Raw genomic sequence first — 21,547 nt, 5'->3', positions numbered from 1 at the left:
CCGGATCCGTCCCGTTATGCGTTGCGGTTCAGCCAGGCCATATAGTCAGCCACGCCTTCTGCAACGGTTTTGAAAGGCTTGTCGTAGCCAGCTGCACGCAGTTTGGTTTGGTCCGCCAGCGTATAAGCCTGATAACGGCCCTTCAGTTTTTCCGGGAAAGGAATGTATTCAATTTCGCCTTTCTGATGGAAATTCAGCGCGGCATCAGCCACTTCCTGGAAAGATTCGGCGCGGCCTGTACCGCAGTTGAAAATACCGGATACGGCGTTTTCCCAGAACCACAGATTAACGGCAGCCACATCTTCCACGTAGATGAAGTCGCGTTTAAACGTGTCGCTACCTTCGAACAGCTTAGGGTTTTCACCGTTGTTCAGCTGGGTGTTCAGATGGAAAGCGACGCTGGCCATGCTGCCTTTATGACCTTCACGCGGGCCGTAAACGTTGAAGTAACGGAAACCGCATACCTGAGAGGTCGCTTCTGGCAGGATCTCACGGACGTAATGGTCAAACAGCATTTTCGAATAGCCATAAACGTTCAGCGGCTCTTCATACTGGCGCTCTTCAATAAAGTTATCATTACGGCCGCCGTAGGTGGCTGCGGAAGAGGCATACAGGAACGGGATCTGGCGCTCAAGGCAGTAATGCAGCAGCTCTTTTGAGTACTGATAATTGTTATCCATCATGTACTTGCCGTCCCACTCGGTGGTGGATGAGCAGGCACCTTCATGGAAAACCGCTTCCACGTCGCCAAAATCTTCATCGGCAAGAATAGCGATCAGGAAATCTTCTTTGTCCATGTAGTCGGCAATGTTCAAATCCACCAGGTTGGCGAACTTAGTGCCGTCTTTCAGGTTGTCGACCACCAGAATATCGGTGTGGCCTTTATCATTCAGCGCTTTGATAATGTTGCTACCGATAAATCCTGCGCCGCCAGTAACGATAATCATGAGTTTTAACCTTTAAAGAGTGTGGGTGAAACGGAGGGTTTCACGCGCTAATGCCTGTTATCATAACATCTCATTACGCCTCAGGCAGCCGGATGACTCCGTAAGCATTGGTAAATACGGTGCTGCCTGAATGTGACGGGCTGTCAGATTATTTTAACTTTTCCGCATCGGTCAGATAACGTACTTTGCGCGTATAGTCCTGGCCTTTAAAAGAGAGCTCGCTGCGGGATGACTGCAAATACTTCTGCCATTCGGCCAACGGGAAACCACCGTGTGCGCCCACCACTTCCTCAGGTATTACTGCCGTCGTACCGCCAATTTTTTTCGAAACTGGCCAGTTCATCCAGTCACCCAGATTCACCGTTTTTAAGTCCAGCAAATCGAGCAGTGCAGCCAGTGGCAGCTGATCTGTGGGGGGCTGAGAGTCGTCCATCAGCTCCCAGGTATCCTGGAATAGCGTTAGCCAAAGCGGACAAATACGTTTCCAGGTTTGCCGTGTAGCGGCCAGAAAAGCGCCATTAACATGGTCGACCATAAACGGGCGAATGCTGTTGCGGTAATAGGCGGGGCGATTTTTCTCAGGCGCATTCATCAGCTTGGCAATCATTCTCCCCTGACGAAAGCTGGAATAGAGATGGCTTTCGAGCATATTAATGACCGGCATTTGCAGCAGATTAAGATCGGAATCGATCATCAAAACCCCTTCGGTACGAGCTTGCAAAGGTGCTTGTAGCTTGATCAGCCGGCTGCGATAAATCTGCTTATAGCGATAGCTTTCTTCCCGCAAAGGCACGTCCAGCGTAACGACCCGCGTTTTGTCCGGCAATTCGCCAAACTGTTCTGCGGATTGGTCGCTCACAATGACGATTTCTTCGGCCGCAGGCGCAAAGCGGGAAGCAAACAGCGCGCTTAACTTCGCTTCTTCGACAAAGTCTGCGCCCGTGCAGGGGATCACAATTGAAGTGACCGGCACCTGTCCCTGTACCTCTTTTTGCTGATAAGCGAGATTATGACGGGCACGAATATGACGGAACTGAGGATTCAAAAATTCAAACATGCGAAGAGCTTCCATTAGGCGCATTTTTCAAAATGGTTTCCACGCCAGCCACATAATGTTCAATGGCATAGTGTTCTCTGACGTGAGTATTGGCCTGCTGGAGTAGCAGGTTACGCTTTTGGGCATCAAGCCACAGCGTTTTCATTTGTTCAAACAGATCCTGCACATCGCCATAGTCAAACAACAGGCCTGTTTTATCATGTTCGATGAGTTCAGCTGTGCCGGTCACGCGTGAGCCAATGACGGCGGTTTTCAGCAGCATTGCCTCAAGAACGACCCGAGGCAGGCCTTCACTTTTCGAAGCCAGAATAAAGACATCGAAAGCCGCAAGATATTCCATTGCGTTGCTGCAAAATCCGGTAAATATTACGCGATCCTGCAAGCCCGCCTGTTGCGCCTGACGTTGCAGAGCATCGTGTTCCGGGCCTTCGCCAAGGATAACCATGCGCCAGTTGGCATCGGGAAAAGCGGCGACGAATTTAGCCAGCGCCTGAAGAATATGGTGGTTTGATTTTCTGGCAATGAGTGAGCCAATGCTGCCGAACACAAAGGTGTCATCGTTTACGTCCAGCAGCTGGCGGCGCATGGCCTCACGTTCCGGTAGCGGCTGCCAGATATCGATCGCATTAAAGACGGTGAAGCATTTTTTTGCCTCGACGCCATGCTGTAGCAATACGTCACGGACGCCGTTGGAAACGGCAATCACCGCGTCAGCACGCTGATTGACCATATTTACCAGCGCCTGATTCAGTACCGGTTCGATACGGCAGTGCTGAACGACGGCGACAGGCAGATCGGCGGCGGCCAGATAGCCTTCAGCATTCGATCCCGGCTGGTTATTCATGTAAAGCATATCGCTTTGTTGCTGAACGAGAAGCTGGCGAATTTTCTGGGCGTTAGGACGGATTCGCCACAGCGTGTCGATGTAGCGTGTGGCTTTCAACCGTAAAGGCCGATGAAAAAACACCAGCGAACGCAGTAGCTCTTTAGCTATTTTTGCCCATCGCGGCTGTTTACGTTGAGCAATAAACGTAACCGGGATGCCCAGCGAGGCCAGCACCTGAGCAATAGAGTCGCCTTTACCTCGCGTATAGTTTTGATAGAAGCAACAGCCGATCTCAAACTGGTTGCGATCGATGCGTTTCAACAACTCCAGCATGCTGTTCGTGCCGCCGCCCCATTCATTACCGGTATCCAGTAACAGGATTTTCTTTCGCTGTTGCTCCATGGCGAGCTTACCCTTCCGTTCAGTCTGCGCCAGTCGCACAGGGCGCAGGACGCAGCAGAAAATTAATTATTTCCCCAGATCGAGCGTCAATCCGGAAAAATAAGTATTGATGTAGCGTACGCCAGCACTGTCGGTGACGCTTTCGGTCATGACGGCCACTGCACGGCTGGCTGGAACGGGCACCACTTTTACCGGACAGGTCGTCACACCGTGGAACGGGTTACGCGCGGGCTGGCGCTCAGACGGCAGCGGCTTGCGGTTAATATTTTGCGGCTCGTTCAGCAGCTGGCTCGGCCGTACAAGAGTAATATCAGCAGGCAGCGTGGGCAGCATTTCCTTTAGAACTTTTACCGTAGTCGGGTGCGGATGACCAATAGCGATGGCTGAACCATCACGCTGCGCCAGATGCACCGCGCGCATAAATTGTTTACGAATATCCGCTTCGTTTTGCGTATCGTCCAGGAATACCCGACGTTTAATGACTTTTACACGGGTGCCCACTGCGGCGCGAGTGGACTGACTGTTGCCGATAGTCATGCTGTCGAGAAAGTAAAAGTTATAGTTGTTCAGCACCTGCATAACTTTCTGCATGCCCGGCAAACTGGAGGTCATCGCGCTGCCCATATGATTATTCAGCCCGACAGCGAAAGGCACGTTGGCTATGGCTTCGCGGATGATCCTCTCAATTTCGCCACTGGACATATCGGGCCGCAGGGTATTTTTCTCAAGTGGCTGCTTGCTGAGCGGCGCCATTGGCAGATGGATCAACACTTCATGGCCGCGCTGATGGGCTTTGACGGCCATTTCATGTGCATGGGTCGCATCAGGCAACACCGCAACAGAAATGGCGGCAGGCATTTGCAGCACCTGATTTTCCTGCTGAGGACGATAACCAAAGTCGTCAATAACAATCGACAGTTTTCCAGCATGAGCCGAGCAGGCCATCAGCAGACCTGCCAGCACGCCGCTAAGTTTATGCAGTGATGACAAAAGCTATTTCCCTAACCATGGAAGTGGATTAACCGCCTGTCCCTGACGACGGATTTCAAAATAGAGTGACGGCGTACCGCGACCTCCGCTGGTGCCAACCAGCGCGACAGGTTGTCCTGCCTTCACCTGAGTGCCGACAGTGACTAATGCGCTCTGGTTATAACCATACAGGCTCATATCACCTTTACCGTGTTCCACGACCACAACCAGCCCGTAGCCTTGCAGCCAGTCGGCCATCAGAACACGACCATCGGCAATGGCTTTAACTTCTCTGCCTTCCGGTGCATCAATAACCAGACCTTTCCAGCGCAGTTCGCCCTGGAGCTGTTCGCCAAACCGGTGCTCAATACTGCCGCGGACTGGCCATAACAGCTGGCCGCCAGGACGGCCCAAACCGCCAGTACGGGCCATTAGCGAGCGCTCACCTTCGGTTGGTTTGTAGGTTGAACCTTTACTCTTCGCCTGGGCTTCACGTTCGCGAACGCGTTGCGCCTCGCGAGCTTCCTTTTCTGCCCGGGCGCGCGCTTCCCGCTCGGCTTTGGCGATTTTATCGCGCAGGCGACTTTCGTTCTGACGCATCTCAACCAGCTGCGCCTGATCTTTTTCCAGCGACGATTCCAGCGTGGTTAATGTTTGCTTACGCGCTACGCGCGCGCCTTCCAGTTTCTGCTGCTGTGCTTCCTGCTGAGCTAACAGGTTTTTTTGTTTAGCCTGTTTATCAACAAGGGCCGCTTTCTGGTCGGCCAGATCGCTGCGGGTTTGTTTCAGATCGTCAATCGACTTCTGACGCGCGTCATTAAGATAGCCGAAATAAGCCAGCATACGTTCGCTACGCAAACTCTCTTCATTGCTCAGCAGCAGCTGTAGGCCATTATGCTGACCTTGACGAAAAGCGGCATCAAGCTGTTCAGCCAGTAGCTTTTCCTGACGAGCCTGCTGGCTTTGCAATTTGCCGATTGAGGCCGTCAGCGAGGCGATATCCTGATTGGTTGCGGTGAGGGTAAGTTGAGTGTCACGCAATTGCCGACTGGCCTGAGCGATGATTTTTTCCTGACTTTGCAGCTGATCCAGCAGTTTTCCACGCTGTTGCTTTTGCTGCAGGACGCTTTTTTCCTTGGCGGCGATATCCTGCTGAAGGCTGGAGAGCACGGATTTATTATCGTCAGCCGCCTGGCTGTGAAAAGGCAGCAGCAAAAGACCCGCATACAGCACGCTGGCGGGCAGGGTGAAAATGCCAGATCGTAACGTTACGCCTGCGGCCAATCCGTTACCTCGGGTTCGTTGAAATGAAACTGTCGCTTTTTCCCTCATAGGAGGAGGATTATTCCACGATGAACAGCGGCTTACCAGTATCCATAGCGGGTTTTGCGTTTCCATCGGTGACAAACCGGGGATGATAAGAGGTCGACAACCTGAACCCAGGCCTGTAGCGCAGTGATAATTTGAACAACAAATAACCGCTCAAGATTGACGCTATCCTGACCCTGGTGAACGATTTGCACTTAAGGCAATTTTTTTTGAGAATCTTCCCCAGAAAACGCAACTCTGGCCGCAACACGACTGTACATGACAGTCCTGGCAGGTATACTCAGAAGCCTTGTTTTCGCTTATTAACCCTTTCGGGAGTTGTTACCCCTCATGCAAGATATTATGCAGTTCGCAGGCAGCCATACCATCCTTAGTCTGGCGTGGGTTGTCCTGCTGGTTTTGGTGATCGTGACCACCGTTAAGGGCATGTTCTCCAAAGTAAAAACGATTAGCCGTTCTGAGGCGACGCGTTTAATTAATAAAGAAGAAGCCGTGGTAGTCGACGTGCGTGGACGTGATGACTTCCGTAAGGGCCATATTTCAAATGCGATCAACCTGCTGGCTGCCGACATCAAAAAAGGCAGCGTTAGCGAACTGGAAAAACATAAAGCTCAGCCGATCATCATTGTTGATGCTAACGGCACAGCAGCGGCAGACTCTGCTGCACAGCTGAATGCGGCTGGCTTTGAGCACGTTTTCATCCTGAAAGATGGCGTTTCTGGCTGGAGCGGTGAAAACCTTCCGCTGGTACGCGGCAAATAATCTCTGGAGATTAAGGTATGGCTAACGTTGAGATCTACACCAAAGCAACTTGTCCCTTCTGCCATCGCGCCAAGGCGCTGCTGAGTCAAAAGGGCGTGAACTATCAGGAAATCGCTATTGATGGTGATGCCGATAAACGCGAAGAGATGATCAAACGAAGCGGTCGTACCACCGTCCCGCAGATTTTTATCGATGCACAGCACGTTGGCGGCTGTGACGACCTGTATGCGCTCGACGGCCGTCAGGGCCTCGACCCGCTATTAAAATAAACCGGGCGAGTGGCGCAATAACGGATTATTAACCCATAGGATTACGTAACATGTCAGAACAAAACAATACCGAGATGTCTTTCCAGATCCAACGCATCTACACTAAAGATATCTCTTTTGAAGCGCCTAACGCGCCTCAGGTTTTCCAGAAAGAGTGGGAACCGGAAGTTAAGCTGGATCTGGATACCGCTTCCAGCCAGCTGGCAGATGACGTGTACGAAGTGGTTTTACGCGTCACCGTGACCGCAACGGTTGGTGAAGATACGGCATTCCTGTGTGAAGTTCAGCAGGCAGGTATCTTCTCTATCTCCGGTATCGACGGCAATCAGATGGCGCATTGCCTGGGTGCATACTGCCCTAACATTCTGTTCCCGTATGCGCGCGAATGCATCACCAGCCTGGTTTCCCGCGGTACTTTCCCGCAGCTTAACCTGGCACCGGTTAACTTTGACGCGCTGTTCATGAATTATTTACAGCAGTCAAACGAAGGCGCCGCACCTCAACAGGATGCATAATGCCTCACGCTAATGCTGCAATGAGCGTTATCGGTGCCGGATCTTACGGCACCGCTTTGGCTATCACGCTGGCCCGTAACGGCCACGACGTGGTGCTGTGGGGACATAACCCCCAACATCTGGCACAGCTTCAGGCTGACCGCTGCAACGCGGCTTTTCTGCCCGATGTTCCCTTTCCCGACTCGCTAAATTTAGAGCAGGATCTGGCAACGGCAATTGCTGCCAGCCGCGATCTGCTGGTGGTTGTTCCCAGCCATGTGTTTGGCGATGTATTAAAGCAAATCCAACCCTTCCTGCGCGCGGACTCGCGAATTGTCTGGGCGACAAAAGGCCTCGAAAAAGAGACGGGCCGTTTGTTGCAGGAGGTCGCGCGCGAAATCCTGGGCGATGACATACCGCTGGCAGCGATCTCCGGCCCGACATTTGCCAAAGAGCTGGCCGCAGGCTTGCCTACTGCGATTGCGCTGGCCGCGACAGATGCCGCGTTTGCAGACGACATACAAGAGTTACTGCACTGCGGTAAAAGTTTTCGGGTCTATAACAATCCCGATTTTATTGGCGTGCAGCTTGGTGGCGCGGTAAAAAACGTGATTGCGATTGGTGCCGGAATTTCAGATGGTATCGGTTTTGGCGCAAATGCCCGTACCGCATTGATTACCCGTGGTCTGGCAGAAATGAGCCGACTGGGAGCCGCTCTGGGTGCCGATCCTACAACCTTTATGGGCATGGCGGGGCTGGGCGACCTGGTGCTGACCTGTACTGATAACCAGTCGCGCAACCGTCGTTTCGGCATGATGCTGGGGCAGGGAATTGATGTGGAATCTGCGCAAAACAATATTGGTCAGGTTGTGGAAGGTTTCCGTAATACGAAAGAAGTGAAGGCACTGGCCGCGCGCTGCGGCGTTGAGATGCCTATCACCGAGCAAATTTACCAGGTGTTGTATTGCGAAAAAAACGCCCGGGAGGCAGCATTGAGCCTGCTCGGACGCACAAGGAAAGACGAAAACAGCAGCAGCTAAGTCAGGGAAGCATCGCGCCGTAGCATTCTGGCGTCCACAGGACGCTATATTTGATGGGGAGAGAGTAATGCCGTGTGTTGAGCCTGAATTGATCTGGGATTATATCAAAGAAGAAGCGCGAGCCCTGGCGGAGTGCGAGCCAATGTTGGCCAGTTTTTACCACGCCACGCTGTTAAAACATGACGATCTTGGCAGCGCACTCAGCTATATGCTGGCCAACAAGCTCGCTAATCCCATCATGCCTGCCATCGCCATACGTGAGATTGTTCAGGAAGCCTACAAGCAGGACTTCTCCATGATTGTTTCTGCTGCCTGCGATATTCAGGCTGTGCGCCAGCGTGACCCTGCTATCGACAAATACTCCACGCCTCTGCTGTACCTTAAAGGTTTCCATGCTTTGCAGGCTTATCGCATTGGTCACTGGCTCTGGAATGAGGGCCGTCGTGCGCTTGCCATCTACCTGCAGAATGAAATCTCCGTCTCCTTCGCGGTGGATATCCACCCGGCGGCAAAAATCGGCCGTGGCATTATGCTCGATCATGCGACCGGCATTGTGGTGGGAGAAACCGCCGTCATTGAAGACGACGTTTCTATTTTGCAATCCGTGACGCTGGGCGGTACCGGGAAAACCAGCGGCGATCGCCACCCTAAAATACGTGAAGGCGTAATGATTGGCGCAGGTGCTAAAATCCTTGGCAATATTGAGGTCGGACGCGGTGCAAAAATCGGTGCAGGATCTGTCGTGTTACAACCCGTGCCGCCGCATACAACTGCGGCTGGCGTGCCCGCGCGTATTGTGGGCAAACCCACCAGCGATAAGCCTTCCATGGAAATGGATCAGCATTTCAATGGTATGGTGCCGGGTTTCGAGTTCGGCGACGGCATCTGAGTTTTATTTAATCAGCGCGCCAGCATAATCCAGCTGGCGCCAGGCCTCATAAACCACCACTGAAACCGCATTCGACAGGTTCATACTGCGGCTGTCTGGCTGCATTGGAATGCGGATCTTCTGCTCTGCTGGCAGCGCATCTAAAATCGTTGCGGGCAGGCCTCTGGTCTCCGGACCAAACAGTAAATAATCTCCCGCCTGATAGCTTACTGCGCTGTGCGCAGGCGTTCCTTTAGTGGTTAATGCAAAGAGGTGCTGCGGATCTTCTGCGGCGAGAAAAGCGGCATAATCAGCATGACGTGCAATAGCGGTGAACTCGTGATAATCGAGGCCAGCACGGCGCAGTCGCTTATCATCCCAGGTAAAGCCCAGCGGCTCGATTAAGTGCAGGCGAAAGCCAGTATTAGCGCACAGGCGTATGATATTGCCTGTGTTAGGTGGAATTTCAGGTTCAAATAATACGATATTTAGCATCGACAGCGGCCCTCAGTCAGAAGGGCCGCAGCATAGCAAATTATCCGCAGCGGATCAGTTGTTGCTGGTATAGAGCGGCAACCAGAGCGTCAGCCGCAGGCCTCCGAGCGGGCTGTCATCTGCTTTTACCCAGCCGCGATGCTGTTGGATAGCGGTTTCCACAATTGCCAGCCCAAGCCCGGTGCCGCCAGATTCACGATCCCTCGCTTCATCGGTGCGATAAAACGGGCGGAAGATTTGCTCACGATCTTCGGCACTGACGCCAGGGCCATCATCATCAACATGAATGGTAATGCCTTGTTTATCGACGGAAAAGCTAACTGATATTTTCGAATTTGAATAGCGTAAGGCGTTGCGCACGATATTTTCCAGCGCGCTATCCAGGGCGCTCGGATTACCGTACAGCGGCCACGGCCCGGGCGGATAAGGGATTTCCAGCGTTTTTCCCATCTGCTCGGCTTCAAATTTGGCATCATCCAGGACACCAGACCAAAGATGATTCGCTTTCATCGCTTCGCTGACCAGTGCGTTTTTATGCTGGGTACGAGACAGGACTAACAAATCGTTGATCATGCCGTCCAGGCGCTGGGCTTCCATTTCAATACGCTGTAGCTCTTTGCCCTCGCCCTGACGTCGCCGCATTAACGCTGTCGCCAGCTGTAAGCGCGTCAACGGCGTACGCAGTTCGTGGGAAATATCAGAGAGCAGCCGCTGCTGCGCCGTCATCATTCTTTCCAACGCACTGACCATCTGGTTGAAGCTTGATCCTGCCGCCAGAAATTCCTGCGGGCCTGCCTCCAGTTCCGGACGCTGACGCAGATTTCCGGCTGCCACGTCATCAGCAGCATGCTTAAGCTTACGAGCCGGTTTCGCCAGGCTCCATGCCAGCCAGAGCAGCAGCGGTGAGCTGATCAGCATGGTGACAATCAGCAACAGCAACGGGCGGTCGAACAGCAGGTTGATAAAGTCGAGCTGGGAGCTGCTCGCTGGCCTGATCAGATAGAGCTGATAGTTATCTTCCCCATCACGTACGGAGAAAGGCCCAATCATTTCCACCCGGCCATATTTTTTCTTTTGCGGGTGATCGGCATTGTCGGACTGGCCGATAAAGTTACGGATCACCTGCATTTCATTATGCTGTGCGCCAATGACCCGACCTTCGCTGGTGACCAGCAGCAGACGTTGGCCAGGGGGCGCCCATTTATCTATTGCGCGAAACAGCCTGCGCCACCACATCAGGTCATTGGGCGGATCCTGCATCAGCTCCGCTTCAACATGCTGTTCGATCATCGTACCCTGCCGCTGTTCATTATCGAGCAGCGGCGTCATCTGGCGCGTGTCCAGTTTAGGCACCATCAACACCAGCATCAGTACCAGTGCCAGCGTCAGCCAAAAAATAGCGAAAATACGGGTGGTCAGGCTGGAGATCATGTTGCAGAAACCATCAAATAGCCTCTGCCGCGTAACGTTTTAAACCACGGATGTCCATCTTTGCGATCGGGCAGTTTGCGGCGCAGATTGGAAATATGCATATCGATAGCGCGGTCAAAAGGCGTCAGGCGTTTACCAAGCACTTCCTGACTCAAATGCTCGCGGGAAACGACCTGTCCCAGGTGCTGAGCAAGAAGATAAAGCAGGGTGAACTCCGTCCCTGTCAGATCCAGCGTCAAATCGTCAAAACTCGCTTCCTGGCGGCCTGGATTCAGGCGCAGGTGATCCACTTCAAGCGTAGGAGAACTGTTGTCGTGATGCTGTTGCTGCTCGCTCCAGTTTGAACGACGCAGGATAGCGCGTATCCGAGCCACCAGCTCGCGGTCGTTAAAAGGCTTAGGCAAATAGTCATCTGCGCCCAGTTCCAGCCCCAGAACCCGATCCAGTTCGCTACCGCGAGCGGTTAACATAATGACCGGTGTCTGGTGCTGCTGACGCAGTTCTTTCAGGGTATCAATGCCGTTTTTCTTCGGCATCATGACATCAAGTAACAACAGATCAACAGAGTTATCAAGCAGGCTCAGCGCCTGTTCACCGTCACCGGCAACCAGGACATCAAACCCTTCCATTTCAAGCAATTCTTTCAACAGCGAAGTTAATTCGCGATCGTCATCAACCAACAGGATCTTATTCATTTTTATTACCCTCCGTAGGCAAAATACCGTGAACGAATGCTGTCAATCCATGACTTTACGTACTTTTACACCCCCTGACGCATGTTTGCAGCGGGGTCCGTAGACTGGCTTTCGTTGAATCGAAATATGGAAACCAACCTGGGAGTTAGCGATGCGCAAAGTTACCGCCGTCGTTGTGGTTCCGGCGCTGATACTCAGTTTCTCCGCCGCATGGGCTGCAGAAGTGACGACGAATGACGAGATGCATCAGGACGGCGCGGCGCTACGCAGTATGACGCAAATTCCGCAAAGTCACATGTTTGATGGCATCAATCTCACAGAACAACAGCGTCAACAGATGCGAGATTTGATGCAGCAGGCTCGCCACGAGCGTTCTTCCATAAGTATTAACGATTTAGAACAGCTGCACGAGATGATTATTGCAGATAAATTCAACGAAACGGACTATAAAGCGCGGCTGGACAGGATTGCAAAAGAAGAAGTAACGCGACAGGTCGAAATGGCCCGTGTACGCAATCAAATGTATCACCTGTTAACGCCAGCTCAGCAGGACGTTTTGAAGCAGAAACATCAGCAGCGCATGAGTGAAATGCGCAAGCTGGCCCAGATGCAGCAGGCTGTATCACTGCAGGCAGTGAGTAGTCCCGAGAGTAAGCAGTAACTCAGTATCCCTTTTTTCCTTGCCATAGACACCATCCCTGTCTTCCCCCCGCATGATGCGGGGGTTTTTTTTATCCATTATTACATCCTGGCCCATGAAAAACTCATTCTTAAAAAGCCACCTTAAAGGCGGTGCTTAATCTCTCAGGATGTGATTGTGATTTTCTTTTGGCCAGCACAAGCATGCTATTTTATCAGCCATAAAGTTAGAAGGAATTTCACTTATCAACTCTGTCAGGAAGACAAATTATCATGGCTGTTATCCCGCTTATGCCCTCAGGAGAGTTCTCTCTTTTAGCAAAAAACCTTTTGGAAGCTCGCCATCGTGGAATGCCGCGTAATATGGCCTCACCAACTGTATATTACTGGTTTTATCATCAAGTACGTAACAAGGGACCTTGGGATTACAAGCAGCAGGGGGCGAAATATCAGAATTTTGGCAATTTTAATTACGGTGCAACGGGTATTGTTGCCGGTATACCTGAAGGGATATTGTTGCGTGAGGCTGGCTGGGCGCAGAGCAGAGCTGGTACTGCCGATCCCCGATGGGGATACTGGTATAAAAACATCCCGTATGGGGATGACCCACGTGACCAGTACTGGATCCAACAGGGAATAGATTATGCCAATCAACATCGCTATTAAGTGGGGACACAGGGCACTAACAACCGTTCTGTTGCTCATAGTGATTTTAGGAGGGCTATTTGGATATTGCGGAAACGCCTCTCGAAATGACCTTCTGGTCAGTCAGAAACAGCTATCAGAAAATGTCTGGCTGTACGTGACAAAATATCAGGATGCCGGGGCGACTGACTCTGACGTTTATCGTTACTATCTTAACAAATATCTCAGCGATCCGATGGCGGTACTGCAGAAATCCGCGCCGTTTCTGCAGGCTGATGTCGGTAATGCGACCGTCACGGCTGTTGGCGATCACGTATTAGTAAAACTGACAGGCAAGGTTAACTCCTTCTCTAACTCGGCTTTTTACTATGACGGTAACACACCTGTGATGCCTCGTATCGATCTGAATGCTTATGCTTCTGACCCCTAGAAATAGCACCGAGCAGGCGCTTTGTTACATGCAGGCCGCTTCTTACTGCCAGATATTGCGCACACCATCCCTGTCTTCCTCCCGCATGATGCGGGGGTTTTTTTTATCTTAAATTCCGTCGCATAATTGCAATCCGCTTTGGAAAAAGCCCGTTAAAACAAATTGAACGGCTGCCGCTTTTCCCGCAGTAACGCAAATCCGGTATACTTAAGGTCATTGACCTGAACGGAGTGTGGTATGGAACAACACTATGCGCGCCTGGTAAACTCTGCCGCGCTTGCTGCAACAGTTCTGGCTTCGATGCTACTTTTGGTAAAAATTGTTGCCTGGTGGTACACCGGCTCGGTCAGCCTGCTTGCCGCGCTCGTTGATTCTCTGGTTGATATTGCCGCCTCCCTGACCAACCTTTTTGTGGTTCGCTATTCCCTTCAGCCCGCCGATGAAGAACACACTTTTGGTCATGGCAAAGCCGAATCACTGGCGGCGCTGGCGCAAAGCATGTTTATTTCCGGCTCGGCGCTGTTTCTGTTTCTCACCGGTTTACAGCATCTGACCACGCCTGCTGAAATGCGAGCGCCGCTGGTGGGGATAATCGTAACGCTGATTGCGCTATTTTCTACACTGCTTCTGGTCACTTTTCAGCGCTGGGTGGTGCGCAAAACCCGCAGTCTCGCCATCCGTGCAGATATGCTTCACTATCAGTCTGACGTTATTATGAACGGGGCCATTCTGGTGGCGCTGGCGCTTAGCTGGTACGGTTTTAAACGTGCTGATGCTTTATTTGCGCTAGGGATCGGCGTGTGGATTTTATATAACGCGCTGCGTATGGGCTACGAGGCGGTGCAGCTGCTGCTCGACAGAGCGTTGCCGGAAGCGGATAAAGAGCACATTGAAACGATTGTTGTTAACTGGCCTGGCGTAGAAGGCGTTCATGATATTCGTACCCGCCAGTCAGGCCCGACACGCTTTATTCAGCTGCATCTTGAGCTGGACGACCATCTCACGCTTTTCGACGCGCACCTGATTGCTGAGCAGGTAGAGCGTGAATTACTGAAAAAATTTCCCGGTTCTGATGTGACCATCCACCAGGATCCCTGCTCGGTGGTTCCCGAAAAGCCGCCCGGTGAGCTATGATTTTTAATCAAATAAATGCGTTAGCTGAAAGGCAGCACACCATGTTATTTTGCGTTAAAAAAATAGCACAGGGTTCACTGACCTGAATCAATTCAGCCCAATGGCTTTGATATACTATTGCCAACATTAGATAACAGATCGCTCGCGTGCGCCGGTCCCCATGGCGTTCAGAATGTACAATTTTGCATTAACAAGTTCAGAGGTTGTCATGATCAAAAAAATCGGTGTACTGACAAGCGGCGGTGACGCGCCTGGTATGAACGCAGCTATCCGGGGCGTTGTCCGTGCCGCGCTGAGTGAAAATCTGGAAGTTTTTGGCATTTATGATGGTTATCAGGGACTGGTAGAGGACCGGATGGTCAATCTGGACCGCTACAGCGTGTCAGATATGATTAACCGTGGCGGTACGTTCCTTGGCTCAGCGCGCTACCCGGAGTTCCGTGAAGAAGCGACTCGTGCCATGGCTATCGATAACATGAAAAAACGCGGTATCGACGCACTGGTGGTTATCGGCGGAGATGGCTCCTACATGGGGGCGAAACGCCTGACCGAAATGGGGTTCCCATGTATTGGCCTTCCGGGCACGATTGATAACGATGTGGCCGGGACGGACTACACGATTGGCTACTTCACCGCGCTGGAAACGGTAGTAGAAGCAATTGACCGCCTGCGCGACACCTCTTCCTCACACCAGCGTATTTCTATTGTCGAAGTGATGGGCCGCTACTGTGGCGATTTGACGCTGGCGGCTGCAATTGCGGGCGGCTGTGAGTTTATCGTACTGCCAGAAATCCCCTACACGCGTGAAGAGCTGGTGCAGGAAATCAAAGCGGGTATTGCGAAGGGTAAAAAGCATGCCATCGTGGCGATTACCGAGCACATTTGCGATATCGATGAGCTGGCAAAATATATCGAATCGGAAACCAAACGGGAAACGCGCTCAACGGTTTTAGGCCATATCCAGCGCGGTGGTGCGCCAGTGGCTTACGATCGAATTCTGGCTTCACGCATGGGCGCTTACTCGATTGAGCTGCTGCTACAGGGCTATGGCGGTCGCTGCGTCGGCATCCAAAACGAAAAAATGGTGCATCACGACATCATTGACGCTATCGAAAACATGAAGCGTCCGTTTAAAGGCGACTGGCTGGATACCGCCAAGAAACTTTACTGACAGAAATCAAGGCGCTATCCCGAAGCGCCTTTTTTATGCAAAACGTTATTCCATTCGGTTATGAAAGCTATTTTTTAATTCTTTAAATCGTGAATCACTTTGTGTCACGCTCTCTTACAGCAAAAAAACCTTTGGGAGATGCGTGATGAAGAAGTGGAGTGTCGGATTAACCCTGTTACTGGCATCAACAAGTGTTCTGGCGAAGGATATCCAGCTGTTAAACGTCTCTTACGATCCGACTCGTGAGCTGTACGAACAGTACAACAAAGCCTTCAGCGCGCATTACAAGCAGGAAACCGGCGATAACGTGGTGATTCGTCAGTCACATGGCGGCTCGGGCAAGCAGGCAACTTCGGTGATCAACGGCATCCGTGCCGATGTGGTGACGCTGGCACTGGCTTCTGATGTTGACGCCATTGCACAACGCGGACGTATTGATAAAAATTGGATAAAGCGTATGCCGGACAATTCCGCGCCTTATACCTCAACAATTGTTTTCCTGGTCCGTAAAGGCAATCCCAAACAGATTCATGACTGGCAGGATTTGATCAAGCCGGGCGTTTCCGTGATTACGCCTAACCCGAAAACATCCGGTGGCGCGCGCTGGAACTATCTCGCAGCCTGGGGATGGGCGCTGGATGAAAACAACGGCGATGCTTCGAAAGCAGAAGACTACATCAAAGCGCTGTTCAAAAACGTTGAGGTACAGGATTCAGGTGCGCGTGGTGCAACCAATACGTTTGTAGAGCGCGGCATTGGCGACGTGCTTATCGCATGGGAAAACGAAGCTTACCTGGCGGTGAATAAACTGGGTAAAGATCAGTTCGAAATCGTGACGCCGAGCGAATCTATCCTGGCGGAGCCAACGGTTTCCGTGGTTGATAAAGTCGTGGATGAGCGCGATACCCGTAAAGTAGCCGACGACTACCTGAAGTATCTCTATTCTCCGGAAGGCCAGGACATTGCGGCGCAGAATTTCTATCGTCCACGCGACCCCGCCGTGGCGAAGAAATACGCTGATAAATTTGCACCAGTTAAGCTGTTCACCATTGACGATCCTAAGTTCGGTGGCTGGACAAAGGCGCAGAAAACGCACTTTGCTGATGGTGGTACCTACGACAAGGCCATGCAGCGCTAATCGCTATTCTCTGTTTCACAGGCCGATCTCAGATCGGCCTTTTTGTTATCATCGTTTCAATCCATTCCCCCAACGCCTGCCTATGTGACTGAATTTTCACCGCTTCCGTGAAATAGTCACTCTTGTTAACTATTTAACATGACCTTAGCCAACAGTTCGTTTACATTATGCCCAGTAACAGACCAGAGGTTTTGATCATGCAGGGACGAAAGCGTGTCCTGATTGTGGCGACAGTTATCCTGATCCTGACGGCAGGATGTGCTTCCGTAGCCATGAATTTCCACCATAATTCCAATGCGCTATGGAAAATAGTTAGTCAGGAATGCATCCCTAATCAGCAACAAAATAACGATCCGACACCTTGTCGACAGGTCGATATTCGTAATGGTTATGTGGTACTGAAAGATCGCGATGGTCCACTGCAATTTTTACTGCTGCCGACGGAAAAAATTAGCGGTATCGAAAGTCCCGAGCTGCTTAACCCGTCCACGCCTAATTTCTTTGCCGAGGCATGGCGTTCACGTCATTTCATGGAAGAACGACGAGGCTCGCCGGTCGATGACAGTGCTGTGGCGCTGAGTATTAATTCACAGCGTGGCAGAACGCAGAATCAGCTTCATATCCATATTTCCTGCCTGCGTCCTGATATTCGCCAGCGGCTGGATAGCCTGGATGCTTCGCTGACCAATCGCTGGCAGCTGGAGCAGTTAGGTGAGCATCAGTATCAGGTCAAAATCATTACCAGAGATGAATTTAAGCGAACCAGTCCGTTTATCCGTATTGCTAACGAACTGCCTGATGCCCGTGAAGAAATGGGGAAATACGGTGTGGCGGTGGCAGCGATGCCGAATGGTCGGCGTGCGCTGATGGTGATTAAACGTAATTTGCTGTTGTTGAATCAGGGTTCGGCAGAAGAACTTCAGGATCACAGCTGCAAAATATTGAAATGAAAAGGGAGCACGAAGGCTCCCCTTTAGATCGCCAACCTTTAAACCTGTTCGGCTTCCTCTTCAGGTTTATCATCGGCATATTTTGCGGTGGCTATCCAGGCGGCGCAGAACAGCGTCAAACGGGCGAAGAAGTAGAAAAACGCCATCAGGCCCAGTACTGAACCAAATGCGGCACCAGAAGGCGAAGAAGCCAGTTTTGGCAGCGTCAGCGTCATGATAAATTTAATCACCTCAAAGCCAATTGCCGCCAGCAGCGTGCCGCGGAACAGCGCTTTTTTGCGAGGTTTATGGCGCGGTAATCTCCAGAAAATCCACAAGAACAGCAGATAGTTGGCCAGAATTGAAATCGACAGCGCGATAAGCGTCATCACCGGCCGCAGCCATTCAATACCGTCCAGGCCAAGCGCGCGGACTATGGCATCCTGTGCTGCACCCGCCACGGAGGTGAGTGAAATGGTGATAATCAGCGCCAGCACCAGCCCAATCAGCGAGATGAAATCGCGAGTATATTTAAAATAAATTTTTTCTTCGTCCTGCTCGTTACGTTCCCAGACATCGCGTGACTGAGCGCGAACCGCTTCACGCAAATTGCCCATCCAGCTGATGCCGGAATAAAGCGCCACAAGCAATCCGGTAATCCCTACGGTTGTACGCTGCTGAACCGCCGTGGTAACGGTATTTTTTAGCGTGGTAGCCAGCGTAGGATCGCTGATACTGTTTACCAGCTTATTGATTAACTCCGTAAGCAAATCCTGGTTGGAAGCCAGCACAAAACCCACTGCGGCGAACGACACCATCAGAATGGGGATCAGTGACAAAAAAGAGAAATAGGTGATGGCCGCGCCAAACTGGCTGCCCAGCCGATCGCTAAATCGTTCCCCGGCACGGATGAAATGTGCCACCGTTGGAATGGCCTGAAACCAGCTAACCAGTCTGGAAACCCGGGTAATCGATTTATCGACGGTTTTGTTTCCGGTTTTAATATTGATCAGTGGCTTATCGTCGCCTTTAGCGCTATCTGCTGGTTTATTTTCCGTCATGAAGCCTTCTTCATATCCTTTAAGTGTTTAGATTAAAGACAAATTATAGCCAGGTGGTCAGGCTACGTAAGCTTTCATTGCTTTTGTCAGCCATTCCATAAAAACGTGAACGCGACGAGCAAGGTTACGTCGGTGCGGATAAATTAGCGAAACGGGCATCGGCTCGGCGCGAAAATGCGGCAGGATTTCGACCAGTTTTTTCTGTTTTAGCGCTTTACGCATGCCGCTTTCCGGTGCCTGAATAATGCCAAGGCCCGCCATGCAGGCGTTGCGATAGGTTTCGGTGCTGTTAACAGTCAGCGTGCCGCCGGTCTTCACGTAACGGCAGATTTTACCATCGTAAAATTCAAAACCCGGCGGTGGCGCACCCAGCTGCTGACCGTAATGCACCATGGCATGCGCTGAGAGGTCTTCCAGCGTGGTCGGTGTACCAAAACGTGAAAGGTAATCGGGGCTGGCGCAGTTAATAAGGGTCAGTTTCCCCAACGGTCTTGCAATAAGTCCTGAACTCTCCAGCGTGCCAACGCGAACAACGCAGTCAAAACCTTCGCGGATCACATCAACACGGCGATCGCTGCTGCTTAACTCCAGTTCAATACCGGGGTAGTGCTGCATAAAGTCGGGCAGCAGCGGCAAAATATAATCACAAGCCAGGCTAACCGGCATATCGACCCGCAGGCGGCCGCTGAGCGTGGCAGGATCTTGCTGGAAAAGTGAATCCATCTCTTCAAGCGTTGCCAGCACGTCCCGACAGCGCTCGTAATAAACCAGTCCGTCCTGCGTCAGCTGCACGCGCCTTGTCGTACGATGAAGCAGCTGCGCACCCATGGTGTTTTCCAGCGCCTGAATTTGTCGCGAAAGGCTACCTTTTGGCAACCCCATGCTTTCTGCGGCACGGGTAAAACTTGCTAATTCGGTTACTCTGACAAAGATTTGCATCGCATGAATTTTATCCACTTGTGCGCCTTTTGTTGTTTGAAATGAAACAGTGATGCGTATCTGAGAGTATTTATAGATCGGATTGCAGGCAATATGCTGTTTTTTATCCACAGTAAACTGGAGGTAGATCAAATGAGCCATAAAATCGCGATTATTACCGGCGGAAGTCGGGGCCTGGGCCGAAATGCGGCGCTAAAACTGGCTGAAAAGGGTGTTGATATTATTTTGACCTGGCGTAATAAAGAGGCTGAAGCGCTGGACGTCGTTAAGGCCATTGAGGCGCTCGGCGCCCGTGGGCTGGCGCTTCAGCTGGATGTAGGCGACAGCGATGCCTTTTCTGATTTTGCCAGTGAGGTTCAGAAACAGCTTAAAACGCTTTGGCAGCGTGATAGTTTTGACTACTTATTAAACAATGCCGGATCGGGGCTGCATGAACCCTTTATTTCCACTTCCGAAGCGCAGTTTGATGAGATGGTGAATATTCATTTCAAAGGGCCTTTTTTCCTCACGCAAAAACTGCTGCCACTGATGGTAAATGGTGGAAGGATTTTGAATATCTCCAGTGGTCTGACTCGCTTTAGCCAGCCCGGTTCGGGAACCTATGCCGCAGTGAAGGGCGCGATAGAAGTCCTGACCCGTTATCAGGCCAAAGAGCTGGGTGCGCGGGGTATTACGGTAAACGTACTGGCGCCTGGCGCGATTGAAACGGATTTCAGCGACGGCAGAGTGCGTGATAATCCTCAAATTAACGCCTTTATCTCCTCGGCTACCGCATTAGGCAGGGTTGGATTGCCGGATGATATTGGCAATGCCATTGCGCTGATCCTTAGCGAGGAGAGTGGCTGGATAAACGGTCAGCGTATTGAGGCGTCAGGTGGCATGTTTCTCTAAGCAGGCAGATGCGGTTTTCCCCGGCTGGCCTGCGCCGCCGGGGAGGCAAGAGCGGCATCAGAGTTTGATGGTACCGTTGATTACCGTTACCGTATGGCCACCAATCCACACGCCGTCGGCAGCCCATGTGACGCTTAACCGACCTGCACGCTGCATGGCCGTACCCTGACGAACCCGATAGTCTAACTCCACGCCCTGCGCCTGAAGATAGCGGGCGAGACACGCATTGGCGCTGCCGGTAACGGGATCTTCACTCAGCGATCCCTGTTCAATCAGCAAGCCACGCACCTCATACTGTTCCTCCTGATCCTTCAGCGGGCCAAAAGGCATCACGCCCGTCACGCGCGCTTTTTTAAGCAGGCGCTCAAACTCAATCGCATTGGGCTTAATAGCCAGCACGTCTTCTGCTGAGATCATCGGGACCAGCAGCCAGCGAATGCCCATATCGGCAACCATCACCGGCAGCCGGGTTTCGATGGCGTTGCTGTTTAGCGCGCTGCCGAGAGGCGCATCACTAAATTCTGTAAGCGTTGCTTCGGGCGCGGAAAAGGCCAGTGCGCCATCTGCACTGATTTTAATCGTCACCAGTCCCAATTCGCACTGCTGCACAATCTGTCCCGGCGTTTTCAGGGTAATCCCGTTTTCCAGAAGTGCATGAGCCGTTCCCAGCGTGGGATGTCCGGCAAAAGGCAGCTCGCTATCCGGGGTAAAGATGCGCACGCGATAGTCCGCCGCCGGGTTGTCTGGCGGTAAAACAAACGTGGTTTCCGACAGGTTGGTCCAGCGCGCGGTGCTCTGCATTTGCTCATCGCTGAGGCCGCTGGCATCAACGATCACCGCCAGCGGATTGCCGTTCAGAGGAGAAGAAGTGAAGACATCAACCTGTTTAAAAGTGCGTAACTGCGTCATAGTTAACGTTACCGTTTAATTTTTTGAAGGTATCAGGAAATTTTTGCCACAAAGCAAAACGGTTGAAACATGCTGGC

Annotated in this window: 24 protein-coding genes; 13 read left to right on the top strand and 11 right to left on the bottom strand. The window is 51.8% G+C overall.

Translation table 11 applies throughout. The annotated features are described in order from the left end of the window. Positions 1-14: 14 nt before the first annotated feature. The 5 genes from rfaD to envC all read right to left on the bottom strand — a co-directional run bounded on the left by rfaD (position 15) and on the right by envC (position 5,533). Positions 15-947, bottom strand: a complete 933-nt coding sequence (gene rfaD, locus EHV07_RS22795) for an ADP-glyceromanno-heptose 6-epimerase (protein ID WP_147200359.1) — start codon at positions 945-947, stop codon at positions 15-17. A gap of 148 nt (positions 948-1,095) precedes the next feature. Further along, positions 1,096-2,004, bottom strand: coding sequence for a hypothetical protein (locus EHV07_RS22790; RefSeq protein ID WP_147200358.1), 909 nt, complete (start codon positions 2,002-2,004; stop codon positions 1,096-1,098). Beyond that, entirely contained in the window at positions 1,997-3,232 is a 1,236-nt protein-coding gene (locus EHV07_RS22785) for a glycosyltransferase (RefSeq protein WP_147200357.1), read from the bottom strand. The genes EHV07_RS22790 and EHV07_RS22785 overlap by 8 nt, the downstream gene beginning before the upstream one ends. Before the next feature lie 66 nt (positions 3,233-3,298). Continuing rightward, entirely contained in the window at positions 3,299-4,222 is a 924-nt protein-coding gene (locus EHV07_RS22780) for a divergent polysaccharide deacetylase family protein (protein WP_147200356.1), read from the bottom strand. 3 nt (positions 4,223-4,225) lie between these two features. Beyond that, on the bottom strand, positions 4,226-5,533 hold the full coding sequence (gene envC / locus EHV07_RS22775) for a murein hydrolase activator EnvC (RefSeq protein WP_147200704.1): 1,308 nt from the start codon (positions 5,531-5,533) through the stop codon (positions 4,226-4,228). Positions 5,534-5,860: 327 nt separating this feature from the next. Between envC and EHV07_RS22770 the strand changes: the two genes are divergently transcribed. The 5 genes from EHV07_RS22770 to cysE all read left to right on the top strand — a co-directional run bounded on the left by EHV07_RS22770 (position 5,861) and on the right by cysE (position 8,984). Next, a complete protein-coding gene (locus EHV07_RS22770) occupies positions 5,861-6,292 on the top strand; it encodes a rhodanese-like domain-containing protein (protein WP_147200355.1) in 432 nt (143 codons plus the stop codon). Between the two features lie 17 nt (positions 6,293-6,309). Next, positions 6,310-6,561 carry a glutaredoxin 3 gene (gene grxC, locus EHV07_RS22765; protein ID WP_147200354.1) on the top strand — a complete coding sequence of 84 codons (252 nt, stop codon included), beginning with the start codon at positions 6,310-6,312 and terminating at the stop codon, positions 6,559-6,561. Between the two features lie 50 nt (positions 6,562-6,611). Further along, complete coding sequence (secB, locus tag EHV07_RS22760) at positions 6,612-7,076, top strand: protein-export chaperone SecB (RefSeq protein WP_147200353.1); 465 nt, start codon at positions 6,612-6,614, stop codon at positions 7,074-7,076. Continuing rightward, on the top strand, positions 7,076-8,095 hold the full coding sequence (gpsA, locus tag EHV07_RS22755) for an NAD(P)H-dependent glycerol-3-phosphate dehydrogenase (RefSeq protein ID WP_147200352.1): 1,020 nt from the start codon (positions 7,076-7,078) through the stop codon (positions 8,093-8,095). Before secB ends, gpsA begins: the two co-directional genes overlap by 1 nt. Positions 8,096-8,162: 67 nt before the next feature. Then, complete coding sequence (cysE, locus tag EHV07_RS22750) at positions 8,163-8,984, top strand: serine O-acetyltransferase (protein ID WP_147200351.1); 822 nt, start codon at positions 8,163-8,165, stop codon at positions 8,982-8,984. A 3-nt stretch (positions 8,985-8,987) separates the two neighbouring features. Here the strand turns inward: cysE and trmL are convergent, their stop codons facing one another. The 3 genes from trmL to cpxR are packed head-to-tail and all read right to left on the bottom strand — an operon-like array spanning position 8,988 to position 11,584. Next, entirely contained in the window at positions 8,988-9,458 is a 471-nt protein-coding gene (trmL, locus tag EHV07_RS22745; protein ID WP_147200350.1) for a tRNA (uridine(34)/cytosine(34)/5-carboxymethylaminomethyluridine(34)-2'-O)-methyltransferase TrmL, read from the bottom strand. 54 nt (positions 9,459-9,512) lie between these two features. Beyond that, entirely contained in the window at positions 9,513-10,889 is a 1,377-nt protein-coding gene (cpxA, locus tag EHV07_RS22740) for an envelope stress sensor histidine kinase CpxA (protein ID WP_147200349.1), read from the bottom strand. Continuing rightward, positions 10,886-11,584: an envelope stress response regulator transcription factor CpxR gene (cpxR, locus tag EHV07_RS22735; protein ID WP_147200348.1), complete on the bottom strand. Its 699-nt coding sequence runs from the start codon at positions 11,582-11,584 to the stop codon at positions 10,886-10,888. Before cpxR ends, cpxA begins: the two co-directional genes overlap by 4 nt. Before the next feature lie 151 nt (positions 11,585-11,735). Here cpxR and cpxP point away from each other — a divergent pair, with 151 nt between their 5' ends. The 7 genes from cpxP (at position 11,736) to EHV07_RS22700 (ending at position 17,691) form a co-directional block, all read left to right on the top strand. Further along, complete coding sequence (cpxP, locus tag EHV07_RS22730; protein ID WP_147200347.1) at positions 11,736-12,245, top strand: cell-envelope stress modulator CpxP; 510 nt, start codon at positions 11,736-11,738, stop codon at positions 12,243-12,245. A gap of 251 nt (positions 12,246-12,496) precedes the next feature. Further along, entirely contained in the window at positions 12,497-12,889 is a 393-nt protein-coding gene (locus EHV07_RS22725; RefSeq protein ID WP_147200346.1) for a polymorphic toxin type 44 domain-containing protein, read from the top strand. Continuing rightward, on the top strand, positions 12,867-13,298 hold the full coding sequence (locus tag EHV07_RS22720) for a hypothetical protein (RefSeq protein ID WP_147200345.1): 432 nt from the start codon (positions 12,867-12,869) through the stop codon (positions 13,296-13,298). Before EHV07_RS22725 ends, EHV07_RS22720 begins: the two co-directional genes overlap by 23 nt. A gap of 237 nt (positions 13,299-13,535) precedes the next feature. Next, positions 13,536-14,432, top strand: coding sequence for a CDF family cation-efflux transporter FieF (gene fieF, locus EHV07_RS22715; RefSeq protein WP_147200344.1), 897 nt, complete (start codon positions 13,536-13,538; stop codon positions 14,430-14,432). A gap of 208 nt (positions 14,433-14,640) precedes the next feature. Further along, positions 14,641-15,603 (top strand): 6-phosphofructokinase, encoded by a 963-nt coding sequence (pfkA, locus tag EHV07_RS22710; RefSeq protein ID WP_147200343.1) that lies wholly within the window; start codon positions 14,641-14,643, stop codon positions 15,601-15,603. A 145-nt stretch (positions 15,604-15,748) separates the two neighbouring features. After that, a complete protein-coding gene (locus EHV07_RS22705) occupies positions 15,749-16,741 on the top strand; it encodes a sulfate ABC transporter substrate-binding protein (RefSeq protein WP_147200342.1) in 993 nt (330 codons plus the stop codon). Positions 16,742-16,938: 197 nt separating this feature from the next. After that, positions 16,939-17,691, top strand: a complete 753-nt coding sequence (locus tag EHV07_RS22700; RefSeq protein ID WP_147200341.1) for a CDP-diacylglycerol diphosphatase — start codon at positions 16,939-16,941, stop codon at positions 17,689-17,691. Between the two features lie 38 nt (positions 17,692-17,729). Here EHV07_RS22700 and yhjD read toward each other — a convergent pair whose 3' ends face one another. Next, positions 17,730-18,731: an inner membrane protein YhjD gene (gene yhjD, locus EHV07_RS22695; RefSeq protein WP_147200340.1), complete on the bottom strand. Its 1,002-nt coding sequence runs from the start codon at positions 18,729-18,731 to the stop codon at positions 17,730-17,732. A 57-nt stretch (positions 18,732-18,788) separates the two neighbouring features. Next, a complete protein-coding gene (locus EHV07_RS22690; protein WP_147200339.1) occupies positions 18,789-19,688 on the bottom strand; it encodes a LysR family transcriptional regulator in 900 nt (299 codons plus the stop codon). 114 nt (positions 19,689-19,802) lie between these two features. Between EHV07_RS22690 and EHV07_RS22685 the strand changes: the two genes are divergently transcribed. After that, positions 19,803-20,561, top strand: coding sequence for an SDR family NAD(P)-dependent oxidoreductase (locus EHV07_RS22685; protein ID WP_147200338.1), 759 nt, complete (start codon positions 19,803-19,805; stop codon positions 20,559-20,561). Between the two features lie 57 nt (positions 20,562-20,618). Here the strand turns inward: EHV07_RS22685 and EHV07_RS22680 are convergent, their stop codons facing one another. Next, positions 20,619-21,470: a PhzF family phenazine biosynthesis protein gene (locus tag EHV07_RS22680; protein ID WP_147200337.1), complete on the bottom strand. Its 852-nt coding sequence runs from the start codon at positions 21,468-21,470 to the stop codon at positions 20,619-20,621. Between the last annotated feature and the right edge of the window lie 77 nt (positions 21,471-21,547).

Source organism: Pantoea sp. CCBC3-3-1, from assembly GCF_007981265.1.
Taxonomy (GTDB): Bacteria; Pseudomonadota; Gammaproteobacteria; order Enterobacterales; family Enterobacteriaceae; genus Erwinia.
Note: the sequence above shows the minus strand (reverse complement) of the source record. Positions and strands in the feature narration are given on the sequence as shown.

Excerpts from the sequence above, each read along its gene's own strand:
- envC (WP_147200704.1), bottom strand. The coding sequence starts at position 5,533 with ATGAGGGAAAAAGCGACAGTTTCATTTCAACGAACCCGAGGTAACGGA.
- EHV07_RS22705 (WP_147200342.1), top strand. The coding sequence starts at position 15,749 with ATGAAGAAGTGGAGTGTCGGATTAACCCTGTTACTGGCATCAACAAGT.
- rfaD (WP_147200359.1), bottom strand. The coding sequence starts at position 947 with ATGATTATCGTTACTGGCGGCGCAGGATTTATCGGTAGCAACATTATC.
- cpxR (WP_147200348.1), bottom strand. The coding sequence starts at position 11,584 with ATGAATAAGATCCTGTTGGTTGATGACGATCGCGAATTAACTTCGCTG.
- EHV07_RS22720 (WP_147200345.1), top strand. The coding sequence starts at position 12,867 with ATGCCAATCAACATCGCTATTAAGTGGGGACACAGGGCACTAACAACC.
- EHV07_RS22785 (WP_147200357.1), bottom strand. The coding sequence starts at position 3,232 with ATGGAGCAACAGCGAAAGAAAATCCTGTTACTGGATACCGGTAATGAA.
- cysE (WP_147200351.1), top strand. The coding sequence starts at position 8,163 with ATGCCGTGTGTTGAGCCTGAATTGATCTGGGATTATATCAAAGAAGAA.
- pfkA (WP_147200343.1), top strand. The coding sequence starts at position 14,641 with ATGATCAAAAAAATCGGTGTACTGACAAGCGGCGGTGACGCGCCTGGT.
- gpsA (WP_147200352.1), top strand. The coding sequence starts at position 7,076 with ATGCCTCACGCTAATGCTGCAATGAGCGTTATCGGTGCCGGATCTTAC.
- secB (WP_147200353.1), top strand. The coding sequence starts at position 6,612 with ATGTCAGAACAAAACAATACCGAGATGTCTTTCCAGATCCAACGCATC.
- trmL (WP_147200350.1), bottom strand. The coding sequence starts at position 9,458 with ATGCTAAATATCGTATTATTTGAACCTGAAATTCCACCTAACACAGGC.
- cpxP (WP_147200347.1), top strand. The coding sequence starts at position 11,736 with ATGCGCAAAGTTACCGCCGTCGTTGTGGTTCCGGCGCTGATACTCAGT.
- fieF (WP_147200344.1), top strand. The coding sequence starts at position 13,536 with ATGGAACAACACTATGCGCGCCTGGTAAACTCTGCCGCGCTTGCTGCA.
- EHV07_RS22725 (WP_147200346.1), top strand. The coding sequence starts at position 12,497 with ATGGCTGTTATCCCGCTTATGCCCTCAGGAGAGTTCTCTCTTTTAGCA.
- EHV07_RS22680 (WP_147200337.1), bottom strand. The coding sequence starts at position 21,470 with ATGACGCAGTTACGCACTTTTAAACAGGTTGATGTCTTCACTTCTTCT.
- cpxA (WP_147200349.1), bottom strand. The coding sequence starts at position 10,889 with ATGATCTCCAGCCTGACCACCCGTATTTTCGCTATTTTTTGGCTGACG.
- EHV07_RS22685 (WP_147200338.1), top strand. The coding sequence starts at position 19,803 with ATGAGCCATAAAATCGCGATTATTACCGGCGGAAGTCGGGGCCTGGGC.
- grxC (WP_147200354.1), top strand. The coding sequence starts at position 6,310 with ATGGCTAACGTTGAGATCTACACCAAAGCAACTTGTCCCTTCTGCCAT.
- EHV07_RS22700 (WP_147200341.1), top strand. The coding sequence starts at position 16,939 with ATGCAGGGACGAAAGCGTGTCCTGATTGTGGCGACAGTTATCCTGATC.
- EHV07_RS22770 (WP_147200355.1), top strand. The coding sequence starts at position 5,861 with ATGCAAGATATTATGCAGTTCGCAGGCAGCCATACCATCCTTAGTCTG.
- EHV07_RS22790 (WP_147200358.1), bottom strand. The coding sequence starts at position 2,004 with ATGTTTGAATTTTTGAATCCTCAGTTCCGTCATATTCGTGCCCGTCAT.
- yhjD (WP_147200340.1), bottom strand. The coding sequence starts at position 18,731 with ATGACGGAAAATAAACCAGCAGATAGCGCTAAAGGCGACGATAAGCCA.